The sequence below is a fragment of the Nitrosomonas ureae genome (genome assembly GCF_900206265.1).
GTDB classification, from domain to species: Bacteria; Pseudomonadota; Gammaproteobacteria; order Burkholderiales; family Nitrosomonadaceae; genus Nitrosomonas; species Nitrosomonas ureae_C.
In genome coordinates this window covers 773,277-789,321 of sequence record NZ_LT907782.1, presented here as the reverse complement: position 1 = coordinate 789,321, position 16,045 = coordinate 773,277, and the positions used below count along the sequence as shown (strand labels likewise).

At 43.4% G+C, this 16,045-nt stretch carries 18 protein-coding genes; 13 read left to right on the top strand and 5 right to left on the bottom strand.

The genetic code is table 11. From position 1 onward, the window contains the following. Positions 1-190: 190 nt before the first annotated feature. Complete coding sequence (locus CPG39_RS03580) at positions 191-736, bottom strand: DUF4760 domain-containing protein (protein WP_096292062.1); 546 nt, start codon at positions 734-736, stop codon at positions 191-193. A gap of 7 nt (positions 737-743) precedes the next feature. Next, positions 744-1,070, bottom strand: a complete 327-nt coding sequence (locus tag CPG39_RS03575) for a hypothetical protein (RefSeq protein ID WP_096292061.1) — start codon at positions 1,068-1,070, stop codon at positions 744-746. 110 nt (positions 1,071-1,180) lie between these two features. On the opposite strand from CPG39_RS03575, the gene CPG39_RS03570 reads away from it, so the two are divergent. From CPG39_RS03570 to CPG39_RS03540, 7 genes are all read left to right on the top strand, one after another. Next, positions 1,181-2,428, top strand: a complete 1,248-nt coding sequence (locus CPG39_RS03570; RefSeq protein ID WP_096292060.1) for an alpha/beta fold hydrolase — start codon at positions 1,181-1,183, stop codon at positions 2,426-2,428. A 231-nt stretch (positions 2,429-2,659) separates the two neighbouring features. Beyond that, positions 2,660-3,748 (top strand): response regulator transcription factor, encoded by a 1,089-nt coding sequence (locus CPG39_RS03565; RefSeq protein WP_096292059.1) that lies wholly within the window; start codon positions 2,660-2,662, stop codon positions 3,746-3,748. 220 nt (positions 3,749-3,968) lie between these two features. Continuing rightward, positions 3,969-5,696 (top strand): coiled-coil domain-containing protein, encoded by a 1,728-nt coding sequence (locus tag CPG39_RS03560; RefSeq protein WP_145956202.1) that lies wholly within the window; start codon positions 3,969-3,971, stop codon positions 5,694-5,696. Continuing rightward, a complete protein-coding gene (locus tag CPG39_RS03555) occupies positions 5,696-6,301 on the top strand; it encodes a hypothetical protein (RefSeq protein WP_096292057.1) in 606 nt (201 codons plus the stop codon). Before CPG39_RS03560 ends, CPG39_RS03555 begins: the two co-directional genes overlap by 1 nt. A gap of 98 nt (positions 6,302-6,399) precedes the next feature. Next, the gene (locus CPG39_RS03550; protein WP_096292056.1) at positions 6,400-6,786 is read left to right on the top strand and encodes a hypothetical protein; all 387 of its coding nucleotides are present in this window, start codon (positions 6,400-6,402) and stop codon (positions 6,784-6,786) included. A gap of 229 nt (positions 6,787-7,015) precedes the next feature. Beyond that, positions 7,016-7,537: a hypothetical protein gene (locus CPG39_RS03545; RefSeq protein WP_096292055.1), complete on the top strand. Its 522-nt coding sequence runs from the start codon at positions 7,016-7,018 to the stop codon at positions 7,535-7,537. A 111-nt stretch (positions 7,538-7,648) separates the two neighbouring features. Next, positions 7,649-8,308: a hypothetical protein gene (locus tag CPG39_RS03540; protein WP_145956201.1), complete on the top strand. Its 660-nt coding sequence runs from the start codon at positions 7,649-7,651 to the stop codon at positions 8,306-8,308. Positions 8,309-8,628: 320 nt separating this feature from the next. On the opposite strand, the gene CPG39_RS15000 is transcribed toward CPG39_RS03540, so the two are convergent. Next, positions 8,629-8,757, bottom strand: a complete 129-nt coding sequence (locus CPG39_RS15000; protein ID WP_419866141.1) for a DUF4143 domain-containing protein — start codon at positions 8,755-8,757, stop codon at positions 8,629-8,631. A 4-nt stretch (positions 8,758-8,761) separates the two neighbouring features. On the opposite strand from CPG39_RS15000, the gene CPG39_RS03530 reads away from it, so the two are divergent. From CPG39_RS03530 to CPG39_RS03515, 4 genes are all read left to right on the top strand, one after another. Continuing rightward, positions 8,762-9,247, top strand: a complete 486-nt coding sequence (locus tag CPG39_RS03530; protein ID WP_231990383.1) for a cupin domain-containing protein — start codon at positions 8,762-8,764, stop codon at positions 9,245-9,247. A 3-nt stretch (positions 9,248-9,250) separates the two neighbouring features. Continuing rightward, positions 9,251-9,604 carry a Spx/MgsR family RNA polymerase-binding regulatory protein gene (locus CPG39_RS03525; RefSeq protein WP_096292051.1) on the top strand — a complete coding sequence of 118 codons (354 nt, stop codon included), beginning with the start codon at positions 9,251-9,253 and terminating at the stop codon, positions 9,602-9,604. 180 nt (positions 9,605-9,784) lie between these two features. Next, complete coding sequence (locus CPG39_RS03520) at positions 9,785-12,313, top strand: 3-hydroxyacyl-CoA dehydrogenase/enoyl-CoA hydratase family protein (protein ID WP_096292050.1); 2,529 nt, start codon at positions 9,785-9,787, stop codon at positions 12,311-12,313. A gap of 23 nt (positions 12,314-12,336) precedes the next feature. Then, a complete protein-coding gene (locus CPG39_RS03515) occupies positions 12,337-13,536 on the top strand; it encodes an acetyl-CoA C-acyltransferase (protein ID WP_096292049.1) in 1,200 nt (399 codons plus the stop codon). Between the two features lie 67 nt (positions 13,537-13,603). Here the strand turns inward: CPG39_RS03515 and CPG39_RS03510 are convergent, their stop codons facing one another. Both CPG39_RS03510 and smpB read right to left on the bottom strand, forming a co-directional pair. After that, entirely contained in the window at positions 13,604-14,617 is a 1,014-nt protein-coding gene (locus CPG39_RS03510; protein WP_096294243.1) for a COX15/CtaA family protein, read from the bottom strand. A gap of 52 nt (positions 14,618-14,669) precedes the next feature. Then, positions 14,670-15,113 carry an SsrA-binding protein SmpB gene (gene smpB, locus CPG39_RS03505; protein ID WP_096292048.1) on the bottom strand — a complete coding sequence of 148 codons (444 nt, stop codon included), beginning with the start codon at positions 15,111-15,113 and terminating at the stop codon, positions 14,670-14,672. An 88-nt stretch (positions 15,114-15,201) separates the two neighbouring features. Between smpB and CPG39_RS03500 the strand changes: the two genes are divergently transcribed. After that, the gene (locus CPG39_RS03500; protein WP_096292047.1) at positions 15,202-15,639 is read left to right on the top strand and encodes a type II toxin-antitoxin system RatA family toxin; all 438 of its coding nucleotides are present in this window, start codon (positions 15,202-15,204) and stop codon (positions 15,637-15,639) included. Continuing rightward, entirely contained in the window at positions 15,636-15,941 is a 306-nt protein-coding gene (locus CPG39_RS03495) for an RnfH family protein (protein ID WP_013647847.1), read from the top strand. The genes CPG39_RS03500 and CPG39_RS03495 overlap by 4 nt, the downstream gene beginning before the upstream one ends. The last annotated feature ends 104 nt before the right edge of the window (positions 15,942-16,045 follow it).

Sequence of the window (16,045 nt, the reverse complement as noted above, 5' to 3'; positions counted from 1 at the left end):
TAAGTGCGAGCTGTTCATATACAGTCCCGATTTATGACGGAAGATATAGCAGAAAATTTGCGTGGCAATTTTATTTATGTCAAGACTCTCGACTCCACTCTATGTTTAAGAGCATTATTAAATGCCAAAAGAGAGAAGCACAAGTGTGTGAATGCTAAAAACATTAATTCTATTCTAAATAGCATAATCATTAATTACACAATGTTATCCCCGGTTTAAAATAAGTTTCAGGTTTAAACCAAAGTTTATTATCTTGCCATTGATTTCTTAAGGCGCAGATATAAGGGTAAAATTTATTAAAAAAAGTACGACCGTCATTTAAGAAAAAGTTATCAATAACTTCTTTATCACAAAGCTGCGCTTCTACACAAATAGCAACTCTTTCATAAAAATTTAAAATGTTAATTATTTCCTGAGAAATACTTTCCTTACTAACCATTTCGATAACAAATTTATTATATGCAATTATTTTTTCTTTATTATGAAGGATATTGTCATTAGACAAAATGATTAAATTTGGATAATGATTACTCCAAATATTTTGTAATTTTTCGGTATTTTTTAAGTACACATCAGAATGATAGTTAGTCACTAGATTTAGGCTCGCACTTTTTCTCAAGTCCTCTTTATGTCCCATATATTCAACCAACCCAAAAATTCCTCCAGTGATGATCGCGAATGTAGAAATAACTGATAAAGCTATACTCGATAGCTTATCCAATTGATGTAAAGTCATTTATCTTCTACTCATTGCATACTGGTAATTTTATTAAAGTGCAAGGATCACCAATTTCTTGTTGGGGTTCAGATGATAGTCCAGGAGATGCTTCTCCTGGACTATCATAAGATCGTAGTTCCCTTTCATTATCATCTCGTTTGCTATTATCGGGATAAGGATGGGATTCGTATCCGTAAGAATTGGAATTGCTTTTTTCGTCTAAGTCCGGATTAGAAAAATTAGAAGAACCATGTACAAACAATTTTTGATCTGCTGAAAATAAAAACCATATAATTAGAAAAATAATTAATAGTGCCGATTGAAGCATACGAAATATTATTTTGTTCTTCATTATTTTACTCACTAGCTAAGGATAGTAGAAATCATAATACTTAACTTTTTACTCTTCAACTTATCCTCAATTAGCGTTTATGGGTCGCACCTCTGACTGACGGGAAGGGCATGACCGCAAAGCGGACATGCTGCCCCGCCCCTGACATGCATTATCTTAATCCTAATGGTCAAGCGGCAATTCTGACAAGAATATTTTTGCTTCTGCTGCTATCCGGTTGTGTGCATCAAAAATTTGTCAGTGAGCTTTATCCTCGCTGGGGAAAAGAAGTTCGTGTTGATCAGCCGGAGAGTGATGGTCCGTTACTTCTGCGCATGCTTTCACCAGCAAATCATGCCTCAGCGCCAGCTTGCGCGCTGCTGGTTCACGGTATGAACGAACATATCGGGCGCTATGGCGAGGTGGCGCAGTATTTTGCGCGGAAGTTCTTGGTTGTTGGTTTCGATCATTATGCGCATGGGCTTTCCAATCCGGTGCTGCTACAAGCGGATTCAGCATTGACCAGCGGTTCGGGCAGACAGTCGGTCAGTGATGCTTATCTGGCGCAAGTACCATTGAAAGATTTGGAGCCGCTTCGGCGCAATCTGGATCGTGCGCTCAGAGAAACGATCGCGCTATGCGATGCAGAAAGTGAGTCAGAGCGCCCGGTATTTATTATCGCGCATAGTTTGGGCGCCTTGGTGACCGCTTCTTACTTGACGCAATTGCGCGACGAAAAGTCATTGCTCAAACGGGTGCAGGGAATCGTTTTGCTGGCTCCGGCGTTTGCTGTCAGCGAACCACCGGGGTGGCGCGGTTGGATGGCAAATCCTCTGATCAGGTTGTCTTTTCACGCCGAAACGCATTTTCTGCGCCCTCAGAATGAAACCCTGCCCGCGTTAATTTTCAATCAAGCATTAGCGCTGGTGACTGTACCTCTCCTGGATGGCCTGTTTGAAATAGCATCCTGGCCCGGCTTGCGCAGTTTTCTGTCGCCGGTTTCTCCGGATTGGGTGCAGGATTATTTGACCGATAGCGAGGAAGAAAAAGCACGCCTGCGTGCTGATGGCTGGATTGTCCGCCGTACCTTGCTGCGTTTTGTGAAAGGCATTGAAGCGGAGATTGTAAATTTCCGCCGTCACATGAAAGAATTTTCGACACCGTATTATCTGGTGTATTCGGAGCAAGATCCGATCACGCCGGCATGGGGCAGTAGGGATTTTGCCCGTGTAACCTTACAGTCTCATCCTGATAACGAGGTTCTGATATTTTCCAATCTACAGTATCACCAGCATCTATTCTTAAAAGAACCGGCACGTACGGAGCTTCTGGAGAATATAGTGCAATGGATGGAGCAGCGGCTATATTTATTGGAATGACTGTTTCATCGTTCCGGTAGTAATCATTATTGCTATTGGAATGCCGGATTGAGCTTGCTCCTGATCATTATTTATTTGTTAATCCGAGAACTCAAATAGCCTATCCTGTTTTACAGTATTACTTCTTTCTTTGTGAGAATTCTCACAACCACTATATTTTTGGATGAGATACACTTTTCTTGCTCATTAAAAATGCTTCATAAATACTAAAAAGAAAGTGGGAGTAGGAGCATGGATAAAGAAATTTGTTGGGATGCGCTTGCGTGTAGGGATCATCAGATAGCGTTGGCTACGATCAATTGGTTGAATAATTGCCAAACCAGGGATGAATTTAATCAGGTATTGAAAGTGGCATTATTGCCACTGCTGGCATGCAATGGTGTGTTCTACGGACGGTTTGCAGGCGAACGAAATACGCTGCAGTTGCTTGACAGCATTAATCAGTCGACATGTTGTCAAGAAGGGTGGAAACGTTTCTTACACGTTGTTTTGCAGAATTTGCCAGCAGAAGGGTTTATATGCGCTAACGTGAATATGTCACTGCCGGTCCATTCTTCTAATCTTGTTGAGTGTCTTGACGGTCTGAGTAATTGTCATCATTCTTGCGATCAGTCCTGGCAGCAATCACATCACAACTATACGCTTATTACAGTTTTTGATGAGGGGCATCAATCCGCATTCCGGTTTTATTTTTGCCGGCTCACCAATCATCATCAAATTTTCAGTCAACGTGAAATCGAACTGCTGAAAATACTTAGACCCTTTCTGTTACAGGCGCTGAATTTCATATTATTTCGCGAAGAAACACTGAATCGCAGGAAAGTACAGAACTTTTGGTCGAATCATGCTGATCCGGTCGTCGCCATTCGGAATGATGGTGCGGTTCTTTTACAAAGCCAAGCCTTTGTAAAAGCTATCGGGCCGGAACTAAACTTGTTTCTTTCGACAGCCTTGAATCTTATTCAATTTGTTCAATGCAATCAAATCGGATACTACAGCTTTCTGTCAAAACTAGGTAAACGTCTCTATGAAATCAAACTGACTTTAATTCACTCGAATGCCGATTATCAACAAGATGTTTATTTCCTGCATTTATCCCGCGTTACGAACAAAAATGGAAAAATCTTCAACCGGTTAGATAGAACAGGTCTAACCAGCCGCGAACTTGAAATTGCCACGCTGATTTACCAAGGTAACTCTCCCAAGGATATTGCCAAAGAGATTAGTCTTAGTTATCACACCGTACGCAACCACATCAAAAGTATATACAGCAAATTGGGTGTTTCGACACGCAGTGAAATGCTGGTGAAACTGGCATAAGGGAATTTCTTCAATTGTAATTCTTGTATTTACTTATTCAAAATGACTCAATTGGGTTATTTTTATTTCATTCATATTGTTATATAACGCTATTAAGATTCATCATACAAAGGTTGATCGTTTTATGGAATAACTGACAAAACAAATAAAACCTATAAACCGTCAGATCGCAAAAGAATACCAAAGAGTTGTTAGGGTAAAAGTACAAAGTGTACAAAAAATGAAATCAACAAAACACAATATGACAGGAGATTTTTTTGTGAACAGGGATATCTCGAAAAGAAAAAAACACTTCAAGGATTGTTTGCAACAATTGGTTCGTCTACTGACAAATCTAGTGTTTTTAATTGGATTTATTAGTTTAACTGGTTGCGCTGGTATCCATTTTTATAACCCAGATAACGACGCTACAGCATCATTAGTAAAAAAGACCAGTGATGAAATCAACTTTAAAGCGATTCTTGAAGAAGAACGTAAAAATCAAGCCAAATTATTAGATCACGAACTTGAAATAGTTGCGCAGGCTGCTCTGATTGGGCGCAATACAATACTGCGTGCATTACTGGAAGACAGGAAAATACCAGGAGCACCCGAAGCAGAATCATTAAGCAAAAAACAAGAACGAATGATTAATGATCGATTGCTCGAACTTACTGGTCATGAAAATACAATTCTTTTAACTTGTCATAAAGATACAGTTCCAGTTCCGTTCACTGTTTGTATTAATGAATTTTACGATACCCTGGAAAATTTGAGTAAAGCTGTTGAGCGTTTTAGTAAGCTGCTATCCACATCTGCGCCTGAATGCAGAATAGGAGTCGATGCAAAATTTGTTGTCGATAACAAAATGATTGATAAGTATGAAGCGGCAGCAAAATCAATTAAATCAAATGCAGATGTTAGGCGCTTATTGCAAAGTTTTAAAGAAAGATGCGAGAAGCATCAGGAGGCTTGGAAAGAATTGGCAAAAATAGGTGGTATTTTTAGTGTTATCGCTCAAGAAGAAAGCAAAGCAAATGAAGAAATGGAAAAGCAAGAGAAGGCTAAGGGGGATGCAAAAGAAGCATATGACAAAGCTCTCGAAAAATATAAAGAAGCTCTCAAACAAGCTGAAACAGATGTTTCGGATGTAACAAAGAAAATCAATGACAAAGCGGATCAATTAAAGGAGGCGCTTGGCACACTCTCTAAAACAGGAATTTTGGGCAAGCAAAGTGCTACAAAATTACAAATCGATAACATTAATCTTTTATTAGATGTGCTTGCTAAAGACAAGCTGGACGAAGGAAAACTCAATTGCTCTGAAGTAAAACCGGAAGAAAAAGAAAAATGTTTAAAGACAAAAGAGGCGTTGACTGTTGTCGCTCAACTTCCCAGTTTCGCTGGTCGGTTTGTTGGGATTGAAGCACTTACAGCGTTGCCACCAATTAACGCCTTATTGTTTGAAAAAGAGCGGCTAATGACGTTAAAAGAAGATGCGGAAAAACAAATTGACAGAACCAAATCCATAATTGCCTTGCTTCAACAGAAACGCGCTGCTGCTCTTGATGAAATAGAAAGTTTAATGATGTCTCAACAACACATAAACTGGGCGCGTCAGGCAAACGGTAATAATGAAATCAAACTATCAGATTTGTATCAAAGATCCATCAATGAACCTGCGCGCCGTCATATGGTGATTGCGATGACACGATTTTTGAATGCATCCACGGGGTCACAGCGTTTGATACACGAAATTAAATACCGGTTACTCGACATTGAGCATGGACAAGCATTAGATGCTTCAGAAACTGCGCTTCGACTGTGGGAGGTAGCCATTAAGCAGCCAGTTAACGCACTGGCTGCCTACCATGGTTCAGGCATGAAAAGGGAAGAACTCGCAAAATTGATGATCGAAGCACTTAAAGCTGCGGGCTTATTTACTATTGCTGGAGGAGTTTTAAACTAATGTTACCAATAAAATCTATGTTCAAATTTGCTATGGTTTTTTCAGCGAGCTTATTTTTTGCTGCCTGTTCATCTACGTCTGAAGTGCGTGAATTAGCCAGAATAACCGCAGCAAACTCTTCTCTCGTAAATTCGGAACTATCTAACTTTGCTGGGAACAGACGTGAAATAGCAGAAAAGAGAGTCAAAGCTATTGCATTGCTTAGCAAAGAAGCTGAACGACAGCAAGTTACATTCGAAACCTATCGACAAGGTGCACAAGCTGCTGCCGTAATCGCTGGAGAAAAAAACAAACCCAGCTACGCTATCTTGATGGAAGAATTGGGACGTACTTCCAATGCAATTCAAGAATACCAGCAGTCAATCCAATTAAAGCAGGCATCAATAAACAAGGATATATTAACTTCACAGCAACCATTAGTTATTCCAAAAAATGATTTGTCAACTATTTCTAAAAAACTCGGTATTTTGGCTAAAGAGCCTACATATGAAGAGCAGTTGCAGTTTCTGACTAGTTTCTTTTCTACCGTACTGAATGATATTCGTACCGCTAGAACAGCATCAGGCACAGCTACAGACAAAAAAGAAGACAAAACAGAAAAATAAAGACTCTGATAAGTAGCGTTACAAGTAATTCACTGTTTGAAACTTCACCAAGGCTTTAGTCCGGGAAGAAAATATAAATATTTTAAGGAGAAAAGAATATGTTTAAAAAAAATGAAATGACTGGCTTGCAGTTACAGGACTATTATGAGAGCTATCAGATAGCACGAGAAGGTATTGTGGATTCAATCTCGAAGCTAAGGAATCGCAATAGACAACCAAATGTTTCTCCGGGAGAGGTTGCAGAAAATGACAGAAGAATTCTCGTATTAACAGCAGACAAAGCATTGCTAGATGCAAAATTAGCAGCATTTGATGCAAATAAAGATGCCATAAATCCACCATCTACTGCACAGTTGGATCTATTAAAGCAGCTGATTGCTGCGGTTGATAAGCTAAACACAAACCAGAAAATACTTGATGAGATAATCAAGTTAAGTACTGACGCTTTAACGGAATTTAATAAAATTCATCCTAATCAAGCATAGAAATTGGAATAACTCCTTATAGATCAGTTTATTAATTGCTTATTGATTCGCCCTTAATAAGTTTAATTTGAAGTTGCTATTCAGCGTAATTAAGTAAGCAAATGGGATCAGGGCCATATTGTAGGATTTTACTCTGAACAATTTATTTTTTCATATACTTAGATTGCACCCGCTTTTTTAGCTAGTTATAGAGACACTCTTGAGAAGGAAAAATTAAAGGATAAGTAAAATGAATGAGAATATCGAAAAACTTGTTGAAATTGCCAGAGCTGAAGTGGGTACTCGTGAAGACCTGAAAAATAATACCGGGGCACGAATCGTTGAATACCAAGGGGCTACATGGTTGGCACCGGGAGCGTGGCCGTGGTGCGCCGCATTTACGGCCTGGATAATGCGGGAATGGCTAGAAGACGAGAAAGTGAGAGAAGCTTTGGGTCTTGCAACATTCTCATTAGCTGAAAAATGGCGTTGCCGGGATGCCAGTGCATTTGGATGGGAGAAATGGGCAAAACAACACAAGATTGCATTATTACCAAAAACTGAAAAGGCGAAAGCGGGAGATTTTGTTGTTTACGACTTTTCTCATATTGGTTTAGTGGCCGAAGATCAGAGTTCCATCAAGAGCAAAATTAAAACTATCGAAGGAAATACGAATGGAAAAGGAGATAGAGACAGTGAAAGCGGTGACGGTGTCTGGGCGAAAGAGCGTGCTCCTAATCTAGTCAAAAGCTACATCAGAATTTTTTCGTAGATACGTATTTTTAGATTAAGAATAGACCAAATGCTGCACTAACCAAATCTCATTATTTAGGCTATGAATGAGAGCGTTTTATATTTAAAGGAGAATGCAATGAAGATGCGGATGAATATCGCAATATGGTTGGTGATTATTTTGGCTATGGTTTCTTTTAATACACATGCTGCAGAGGTACTTGCACCTCCAGCAAGCGGCGCTGCAGCTCAGCCTCAATCCGCAGGTCAAAGTGAAGTTAAAGGAGATGCGGTTAAGAATGAAGGCACGGGTATAAAAAATACAGGAATAAAAGAAACGGATTCAGATCAATCCAAAGAATGGATTGCGGCGGAGCCATGGTTTATTTATGTAGTAATAAGCGTTATTTTTATGGGGTCATTAATCAGCGTCGCACTGATTCGATCTGCTCTTTCGAACTCAAAATGGTCATTGGCTGATGCACTGTCCGAAGAAGCTAAAGTTACATCTCTGGAAGCAGATGGCAATGGAGGTTTTAAGCCGAGGCTTGATGCGAATGGAAATCCGGTGATGATTACTGAATTGCGGGCAAGCTCTAGCCGAATGATTGCACTTGTAGGGATGATGGTAATTTTATTGATGTTTTTGGGATTTGGGATTTTCGCCGTATATTCCTTTTCAAGAACCGGGAAAATGCCAAATACCGAAAATATTGTCAATTTCTTAGTTGCCGGACTGACACTTTTTGCACCTTATCTTGTAAACCAGTTTGCAGCTATATTCGAAAAGCTTGCACCAAAGAAAATTTGATTATTCAGTATGATGGGATTAGTGGAGCACCCTAATGTTACTACTGCGCTGATAAATGAAACTCACAGGAATTCGATAATTAGTTAACTATCTGGCAAAAATTGAGCACTAAGTTTTGCTTATTGTGCTGCTTACTTGCGCATCATGAGTGTATTCAGGAAATTTGCTAGACCTACCGCCGAAGTATTCTCCACCAAAGGAAAACGCTCGCTGCCGGGATAAATGATGAAGTTTCTTGAAACTGCAATATCCTGGCTTGCGAGCCGGAGTTCTTTGGTAAATTATGGGGAGAGTGTTCTTTTCACTTCAATTGCCCATGTTTACTTTTCTGATCTTTCTAGTATTAGGTCGATTTCATTGCCGGATGAAGTTCTGTAAAAATAAGGTTTATCCTGATTCTGATCAATAGTATTCAGAATATTTTCAATTACAAATCCTTCCCAGCTCATGCCGATGAAACTTAGAGAAGCTGCAATATGGGATGCGTTTAATAAGGAACCTTGCAGTTGTGTCAAGCCCGTTGTGGTATTGGCTATCGAGTTCACTTATACTTGCCCCGTAATCAACTTATGCAGTTTTGACACAACAAGAGGTGGCCACATGCTGAAAGCAACATTAATTGATTTGATGCAACGCATTCCCGGCCAGGCCAGTGCGGAATGGCCGATGGGCGAGCCTTTTACGTTGGCATTCGCACATGGCACCATGTCGGTGGAAGTTTATGCGCCCAAGGATACGGATATACAAACGCCGCATGATCAGGATGAGCTATATTTCATCCACTCCGGTCACGGTGAGATTGTGGTGGCGGGCGAACGTCATTCATTTGAACCCGGTATGGTGTTTTTTGTTGCCGCCCATGTGGAGCATCGTTTTGAAAATTTCTCAGCGGATTTTTGTACCTGGGTGGTGTTCTGGGGACCGAAAGGCGGTGAATAGATCATGCTCAAATTTTACGGTTATAAAAAATGCGATACCTGCCGCAAGGCGGAGCAATATTTATTGCAAACCGGAATCAGCTACGAATTTATCGATATCACCGAAAATCCACCAACTGCGGAAGAACTGGCTGCGATTGTTGCGTGCGCCAATGTTTCATTGAATAAGCTTTTTAATACCAGCGGGGTGCAATACCGCGAATTAAAAATCAAGGCGCGATTGCCCGCCTTATCTGACAAGGAAATACTCACGCTGCTTGGGGGTAATGGCCGTCTGATCAAGCGACCGCTGATTACCGATGGAAAGCGTGCAACCGTGGGGTTTAACGCGGAGAAGTTTGCGGATATCTGGGGTTGATTTTTTCAATTGCGGTTTTTACGCTCAGGAGCGGGCAGTGTAGAGTACGCGAGCGGTATCTCGGATTTCAGACAACAAACAAGCTTGCGCTTTGGGTCTCATGCTTGTACTCTTTGAGCCACGATCGATACAAACAGTGTCTTATTCCATATCCATAACCGGATCAAGCAGGAGGCGAAATTGAGAGATCAACGTTTTTTAGTACGGAAAGCTGCGGTACTGGGCGCTGGCGTAATGGGCGCGCAGATTGCGGCACATCTGGTCAATGCCAATATCGAAACATTGTTGTTTGAGTTGCCGGGCGAGGCGGATAATCCCAATGCCAATGTGATCAAGGCGGTGGAGAAGCTTAAAAAACAGGAGCCCGCGCCACTGTCGATCAAAACCAAAGCCACCTCTATCCAAGCGGCCAATTACGATCAACATCTGGAACAGCTCAAAGATTGCGATTTGGTGATTGAAGCGATCGCCGAACGTATGGATTGGAAACGCGATCTGTACGTCAAGGTTGCGCCTTATCTGGGGGAGCATACGATTTTTGCTAGTAATACCTCGGGATTATCGATCAATCAACTGGCCGAAGCTTTTCCGGAAACATTACGCCATCGTTTTTGCGGCATACATTTTTTTAATCCGCCGCGTTATATGCATCTGGTCGAATTGATTCCTTGTCAATCCAGCGATGGGGCAATGCTTGATCACCTGGAAGAATTTCTGGTGACTTATCTGGGCAAAGGCGTGATACGCGCTAAAGACACTCCCAACTTCATCGCCAATCGCATCGGCGTGTTTTCGTTACTAGCCACCATGCATCATGGCCGGGAATTTGATTTTGGATTCGATCTAGTCGATGCGCTGACGGGTTCCTTGATTGGGCGTCCCAAAAGCGCAACGTTCCGCACCGCGGATGTGGTCGGTTTGGATACTTTGGCGCATGTCATCAATACCATGCGCGATACGTTGCCGGATGATCCCTGGCATCGCTATTTTGCCGTGCCGGATTGGTTGCAAGGTTTGATCGAAACAGGGGCATTGGGTGAAAAAGTCAAGCGTGGGGTCTATCAGAAAATAAAAAATGAAATTCATGTGCTTGATCTGCCATCGCAAACCTATCGTTTGTCTGCGGCTGAAGTGGATGATGAATTGAAGCAATTGTTGAAATACAGCAATCCCGCAGAAAAATTTGCTGCGCTGCGCAATAGCCAGCAGCCGCAAGCACAGTTTTTGTGGTCCATATTCCGTGATTTGTTTCATTACTGCGCAGTACAGCTGGAAGCCATTGCGGATAATACGCGTGATCTCGATTTGGCGGTGCGCTGGGGGTTTGGCTGGAATCAGGGACCGTTTGAAATCTGGCAAGCAGCGGGATGGAAGCAAATTGCTAATTGGATTCAGGAAGATATCGCTGCTGGCAAAAGCATGAGTCAGGCACCGTTGCCACAATGGGTTAAAACGATCGCTGCAAGCGACAAACAAAGCGTGCATACCAGTCAAGGTTCTTTTGCTCCCGCTTCCGGGGAGCTGCAACCGCGTTCCGCACTGCCCGTGTATCAACGCCAACTGTTCCCTGATCGATTGATCGGTGAAGAAGTGATATATGGAAAAACCATATTTGAGACCGATGCCGTGAGAATGTGGCATAACGGTGATGGCATCGCTATCCTCAGTTTCAAGAGCAAAATGCACACGATTGGCATTGATGTACTGGAAGGTGTGCAGCAGGCTATTAAGGAAGCTGAAAAGAACTGGCGCGCCCTGGTGATCTGGCAAACAGAGCCGCCGTTTTCTGCCGGCGCTAACTTACAGAAGGCCACCGAGCGGCCTAAACCAAATGCGCAGCAGGACAGTGAACCCCCTGCGCCACCGCAGCCGCCGAGCGCATTTCAATCGTTTCTTAAAAAATTTAAGAAGTCGGCCCAGGCAACGGTGCTGCAAGTGGCGCGGGAACTGGATCTTGCCGATGTGCTGATGGCTAAGAAACTGGCAGAAGTGGAAGGAATGATCAAGCAATTTCAACAAACCTCACAAGCGTTGCGCTATTCGATGATTCCGACGGTTGCGGCCGTGGATGGCTTGGCGTTGGGTGGCGGATGTGAATTTGTCATGCATTGCGATCGTGCGGTGGCAACGCTGGAAAGTTATATTGGTTTGGTGGAAACAGGTGTAGGGTTATTGCCTGCGGGTGGCGGATGCAAAGAGTTTGCCATGCGCGCGGCGCAAAATGCCAAAGACGGCGATCCTTTCCCATCGCTCAAACACTATTTTCAAACCGTGGCGATGGCGGAATTGGCGAAAAGTGCGGAGCAAGCCAAGGATCTCGGTTATTTGCGCCATGCCGATACCGTCGTGATGCATCGTTTTGAATTATTGTACGTGGCCAAAGCGCAGGCGCTGGCACTTGCAGAAGCTGGTTATCGTCCGCCACTGCGCATGCGGGAAATTCCGGTAGCGGGTAACGCCGGGATTGCAACGATCCAGAGTCAGTTGGTTAATCTGCGCGCAGGCGGTTTTATTTCCGAGCATGACAATCTGATCGCGAATAAGGTGGCGCATGTCATGTGTGGCGGTGATTTAACCCCCGGCAGCCTGGTCGATGAAGATTGGTTTCTGGAATTGGAACGAGCAGCCTTCATGGAGTTGCTGGCAACTGCCAAAACCCAGGCGCGTATCGAACATACACTTAAAACCGGCAAGCCACTTAGAAACTGATATCACGATTCACGGAGAATTCTATGACCAAGCAAACTCAAGAAGCCTATATTGTAGCTGCTGTACGTACTCCGGTGGGAAAAGCGCCGCGCGGCATGTTCAAGAATGTACGCCCTGACGACATGCTGGTGCATGTGCTGCGTGCAGTGATGAAGCAATGCGAAGGACTGGATCCGAAAGCAATTGATGATGTAATTGTTGGATGTGCCATGCCGGAGGCCGAGCAGGGCATCAATGTGGCGCGTGTGGGGTTGTTATTGGCAGGTTTGCCCGATAATGTGGCTGGTATGACAATCAATCGCTTTTGCGCATCGGGCTTGCAGTCGGTGGCGCTGGCTGCGGATCGCATTCGCCTCGGAGAAGCCGACGTGATGATTGCGGGAGGTACCGAAAGCATGAGTATGGTACCGATGATGGGTAACAAAGTTTCCATGAATCCGATGATGTTTGCGCATGAGGAAAATGTGGCGATCGCTTATGGGATGGGTATGACGGCAGAAAAAGTGGCCGAACAATGGAAAGTGTCGCGCGAAGATCAGGATGAATTTGCCCTGACCAGTCATCAGCGTGCTATCAAAGCTATCCAATCCGGCGAATTCCAGCAGGAGATTGCACCTTATCCGGTGGATGAGAAACGCCCCGACCTGATTACGCACCAAGTGCGTGAGAAAATTGTCATCAAAGATACTGACGAAGGACCCCGTGCCGACACCAGTCTGGATGCATTGGCGAAGTTGAAACCGGTTTTTGCTGCCCAGGGCTCGGTAACTGCGGGAAATAGCTCGCAGATGTCAGATGGTGCCGGCGCGGTGGTTCTGATGAGTGAGGCTGCGATGCAACGTTTCAATCTGTCCCCGATCGGGCGATTTATTGGATTTTCGGTAGCGGGTGTTCCGCCTGAAATTATGGGGATCGGCCCGATCAAAGCGATTCCCAAAGTGCTCGCACAAACCGGCATCAAGCAGGATGAGTTGGATTGGATCGAGTTAAATGAGGCATTCGCGGCGCAAAGCCTTGCAGTGATTCGCGATCTGGGATTGGATCGAAATAAAGTGAACCCTTTGGGCGGTGCAATTGCATTGGGGCATCCACTGGGAGCCACCGGTTCAATCCGGGTGGCCACATTGCTGCATGGATTGCGACGTCATAAACAAAAATACGGCATGGTGACCATGTGCATTGGGAGTGGAATGGGCGCGGCAGGTGTGTTCGAGGCGCTTTGACAGAATTTTATGTTCTATTGATACTAAAAAAAGCCGGTCAATTAAATTTGCCCGGCTTTTTTTAGTACTACCGGAAGCGGTGGCTAACCCACAACGATGCCGCAAATAGCAGCACTGCGCCCCCTTGATGGGATGCTGCCAGATGGATCGGCACCACCTGCAATAAAGTTGTGATACCCAAACTGATCTGTACTGCCAGCATCAATAAGAAAAGATTGCAAGCAAGGCGTGTAGTGCCGGATAGTTCGACTTTGCGTGTTTTAAACCAAAAAAGAGGAACTAAAAAAGCCAATAGCCACGCAATCAATCGATGGTCGAATTGGACGGTAGTGATGTTGTCGAAGAAATTTCGATACCAGGGTTCCAGAATAAAAAGGTCTGGCGGAATCAAGTATCCGTTCATCAGCGGGAAGGTATTGTAAGCTAAGCCAGCACGAATACCGGCAACAAATCCTCCGGAAAGAATCATGATAAAAATCAATGACGTGAGACTATAAGAAAATCTGCGTAAATTTTGAATTTTTTCATTGGGTTTGGGGTGTTCGCTTTGTGGAGTGAGTAGACTCAGGGCAACCCAGAACATCGCGGCGAAAATCACAAAAGCCAACCCAAGATGTGCGGTAAGCCGATACTGGCTGACATGCGGATCGTTAACCAAACCGCTCATGACCATGTACCATCCCATCAACCCCTGCAATCCCCCCAGTATAAATATGCCGGTCAACTTGATTCCTAAAGATCGGTCGATTCTTTTTTTGATCAGAAAATAAACAAAAGGGACAAAAAATACTATCCCGATAAGCCGTCCCAGTAAACGATGAAAGTATTCCCACCAGAAGATGTTTTTAAATTCATCGACACTCATGCCTTTATTGATTTTTTGATACTGCGGTGTAGCGCGGTATTTTTCGAGCAATACGTCCCAATCTTCCTGTGTGACCGGGGGCATGGTGCCCACGATAGGTTGCCATTCGACAATTGAGAGCCCTGAATCGGTCAATCGCGTAACGCCACCCACCACTATCATGGCAAATACCATGGCACAACAAATAAGTAACCAGATCGCAATAGGTTTTTGCATAGTCATAAAAATTATTGAATAAAATTAAATCGGTAGATGAAGATGAATTGTTTTACTTGTCACGCATCAAGCGTTGTTTAGTGCGTTCCCACTCTTTTTGCTTCTCGGATTCGCGCTTATCATGCTGTTTTTTGCCTTTGGCTAAGCCTATTTCCAGCTTGATCCTGCCTGTCTTATAATGCATATCCAATGGAACCAGTGTATATCCGGCGCGTTCGACTTTGCCGATAAGCCGTTTAATTTGTTCTGCGTGCAGCAGCAACTTACGGGTTCGTACCGGGTCAGGATTAATGTGCGTTGACGCTGTCTTAAGCGGGCTGATATGACTGCCAATGAGATATAATGCGCTGTTCCGAATAATGACATAGGCTTCTTTCAGCTGAACTCGGCCATCGCGTATGGATTTAACTTCCCACCCTTCCAGTGCCAAGCCTGCTTCGTACTTTTCCTCGATGAAATAATCGTGAAAAGCTTTTTTATTTTGTACTATACTCATACAGGGATTAAGCAGTGGGAATGACTAAAATTAAGCATATTTTATCAGTTTTTCAGTGTTCCTCACCGATGTGAGGTGATTTACTTTTATGGCAGAAATAGAAAAATCAGTTTTGGTTGAATATTCAGCTGAGCAAATGTTTGCATTAGTTGATAATGTCAAGGAATATCCGGATTTCCTTCCGTGGTGCGGCGGTACCTCGGTGGATCCTCAGGATGAAGTAACCACGCATGCGACAGTCAAAATCAATTATCATCATATCCAGCATAGCTTTACCACCAAGAACAAGCGTTTTCCGCCTGATTTGATTGAAATGAGCCTGCTGGATGGCCCTTTTGAGCATTTGGATGGTTATTGGCAGTTTATTCCATTATCCGAAAATGCTTGCAAAATAAAATTTCGCTTGCATTATACTTTTTCAAATAAAATCCTGGAAAAGCTTGTGGGTCCGGTATTTCATATGATCGCAAACAGTTTTGTGGAATCTTTTATTGAACGGGCGGAAGTCATCTACGGCAAACGATGACAGCAGTAATCCAGGTTGAAATCGTCTATGCCCTGCCGGATATTCAAGTTTTGAAAGAAATGACGGTGCCGGGTAACTGTACGGTGGGTGAGGCTTTAGCGCTTTCGGGATTTTTGAAGCAATTTCCCGAAATAGATCCGGCAAAAAATAAGCTGGGCATTTTTGGAAAATTGGTAGGACCGCATACATCACTGCAGTCACGAGACAGAATCGAGATTTACCGGCCGCTGGTTATTGATCCCAAGGAAATCAGAAGAATACGCGCTAAACGTTCCTTAGACTCAGAAAATCGTAAATCATGATCATCACTCAATAACCGTTTTTATAGGGTATTTTTACGCGTTCATTCTTTCCGGAAATTACATACCGTGGCTCTGGCTCTATATTCTGAGTTCTCAATGTCTTA

Excerpts from the sequence above, each read along its gene's own strand:
- CPG39_RS03570 (WP_096292060.1), top strand. The coding sequence starts at position 1,181 with ATGACCGCAAAGCGGACATGCTGCCCCGCCCCTGACATGCATTATCTT.
- CPG39_RS03560 (WP_145956202.1), top strand. The coding sequence starts at position 3,969 with ATGAAATCAACAAAACACAATATGACAGGAGATTTTTTTGTGAACAGG.
- CPG39_RS03495 (WP_013647847.1), top strand. The coding sequence starts at position 15,636 with ATGACAGCAGTAATCCAGGTTGAAATCGTCTATGCCCTGCCGGATATT.
- CPG39_RS03545 (WP_096292055.1), top strand. The coding sequence starts at position 7,016 with ATGAATGAGAATATCGAAAAACTTGTTGAAATTGCCAGAGCTGAAGTG.
- CPG39_RS03580 (WP_096292062.1), bottom strand. The coding sequence starts at position 736 with ATGACTTTACATCAATTGGATAAGCTATCGAGTATAGCTTTATCAGTT.
- CPG39_RS03575 (WP_096292061.1), bottom strand. The coding sequence starts at position 1,070 with ATGAAGAACAAAATAATATTTCGTATGCTTCAATCGGCACTATTAATT.
- smpB (WP_096292048.1), bottom strand. The coding sequence starts at position 15,113 with ATGAGTATAGTACAAAATAAAAAAGCTTTTCACGATTATTTCATCGAG.
- CPG39_RS03565 (WP_096292059.1), top strand. The coding sequence starts at position 2,660 with ATGGATAAAGAAATTTGTTGGGATGCGCTTGCGTGTAGGGATCATCAG.
- CPG39_RS03550 (WP_096292056.1), top strand. The coding sequence starts at position 6,400 with ATGTTTAAAAAAAATGAAATGACTGGCTTGCAGTTACAGGACTATTAT.
- CPG39_RS03530 (WP_231990383.1), top strand. The coding sequence starts at position 8,762 with ATGAAACTTAGAGAAGCTGCAATATGGGATGCGTTTAATAAGGAACCT.
- CPG39_RS03555 (WP_096292057.1), top strand. The coding sequence starts at position 5,696 with ATGTTACCAATAAAATCTATGTTCAAATTTGCTATGGTTTTTTCAGCG.
- CPG39_RS03510 (WP_096294243.1), bottom strand. The coding sequence starts at position 14,617 with ATGCAAAAACCTATTGCGATCTGGTTACTTATTTGTTGTGCCATGGTA.
- CPG39_RS03540 (WP_145956201.1), top strand. The coding sequence starts at position 7,649 with ATGAATATCGCAATATGGTTGGTGATTATTTTGGCTATGGTTTCTTTT.
- CPG39_RS03525 (WP_096292051.1), top strand. The coding sequence starts at position 9,251 with ATGCTCAAATTTTACGGTTATAAAAAATGCGATACCTGCCGCAAGGCG.
- CPG39_RS03500 (WP_096292047.1), top strand. The coding sequence starts at position 15,202 with ATGGCAGAAATAGAAAAATCAGTTTTGGTTGAATATTCAGCTGAGCAA.
- CPG39_RS03515 (WP_096292049.1), top strand. The coding sequence starts at position 12,337 with ATGACCAAGCAAACTCAAGAAGCCTATATTGTAGCTGCTGTACGTACT.
- CPG39_RS15000 (WP_419866141.1), bottom strand. The coding sequence starts at position 8,757 with ATGAGCTGGGAAGGATTTGTAATTGAAAATATTCTGAATACTATTGAT.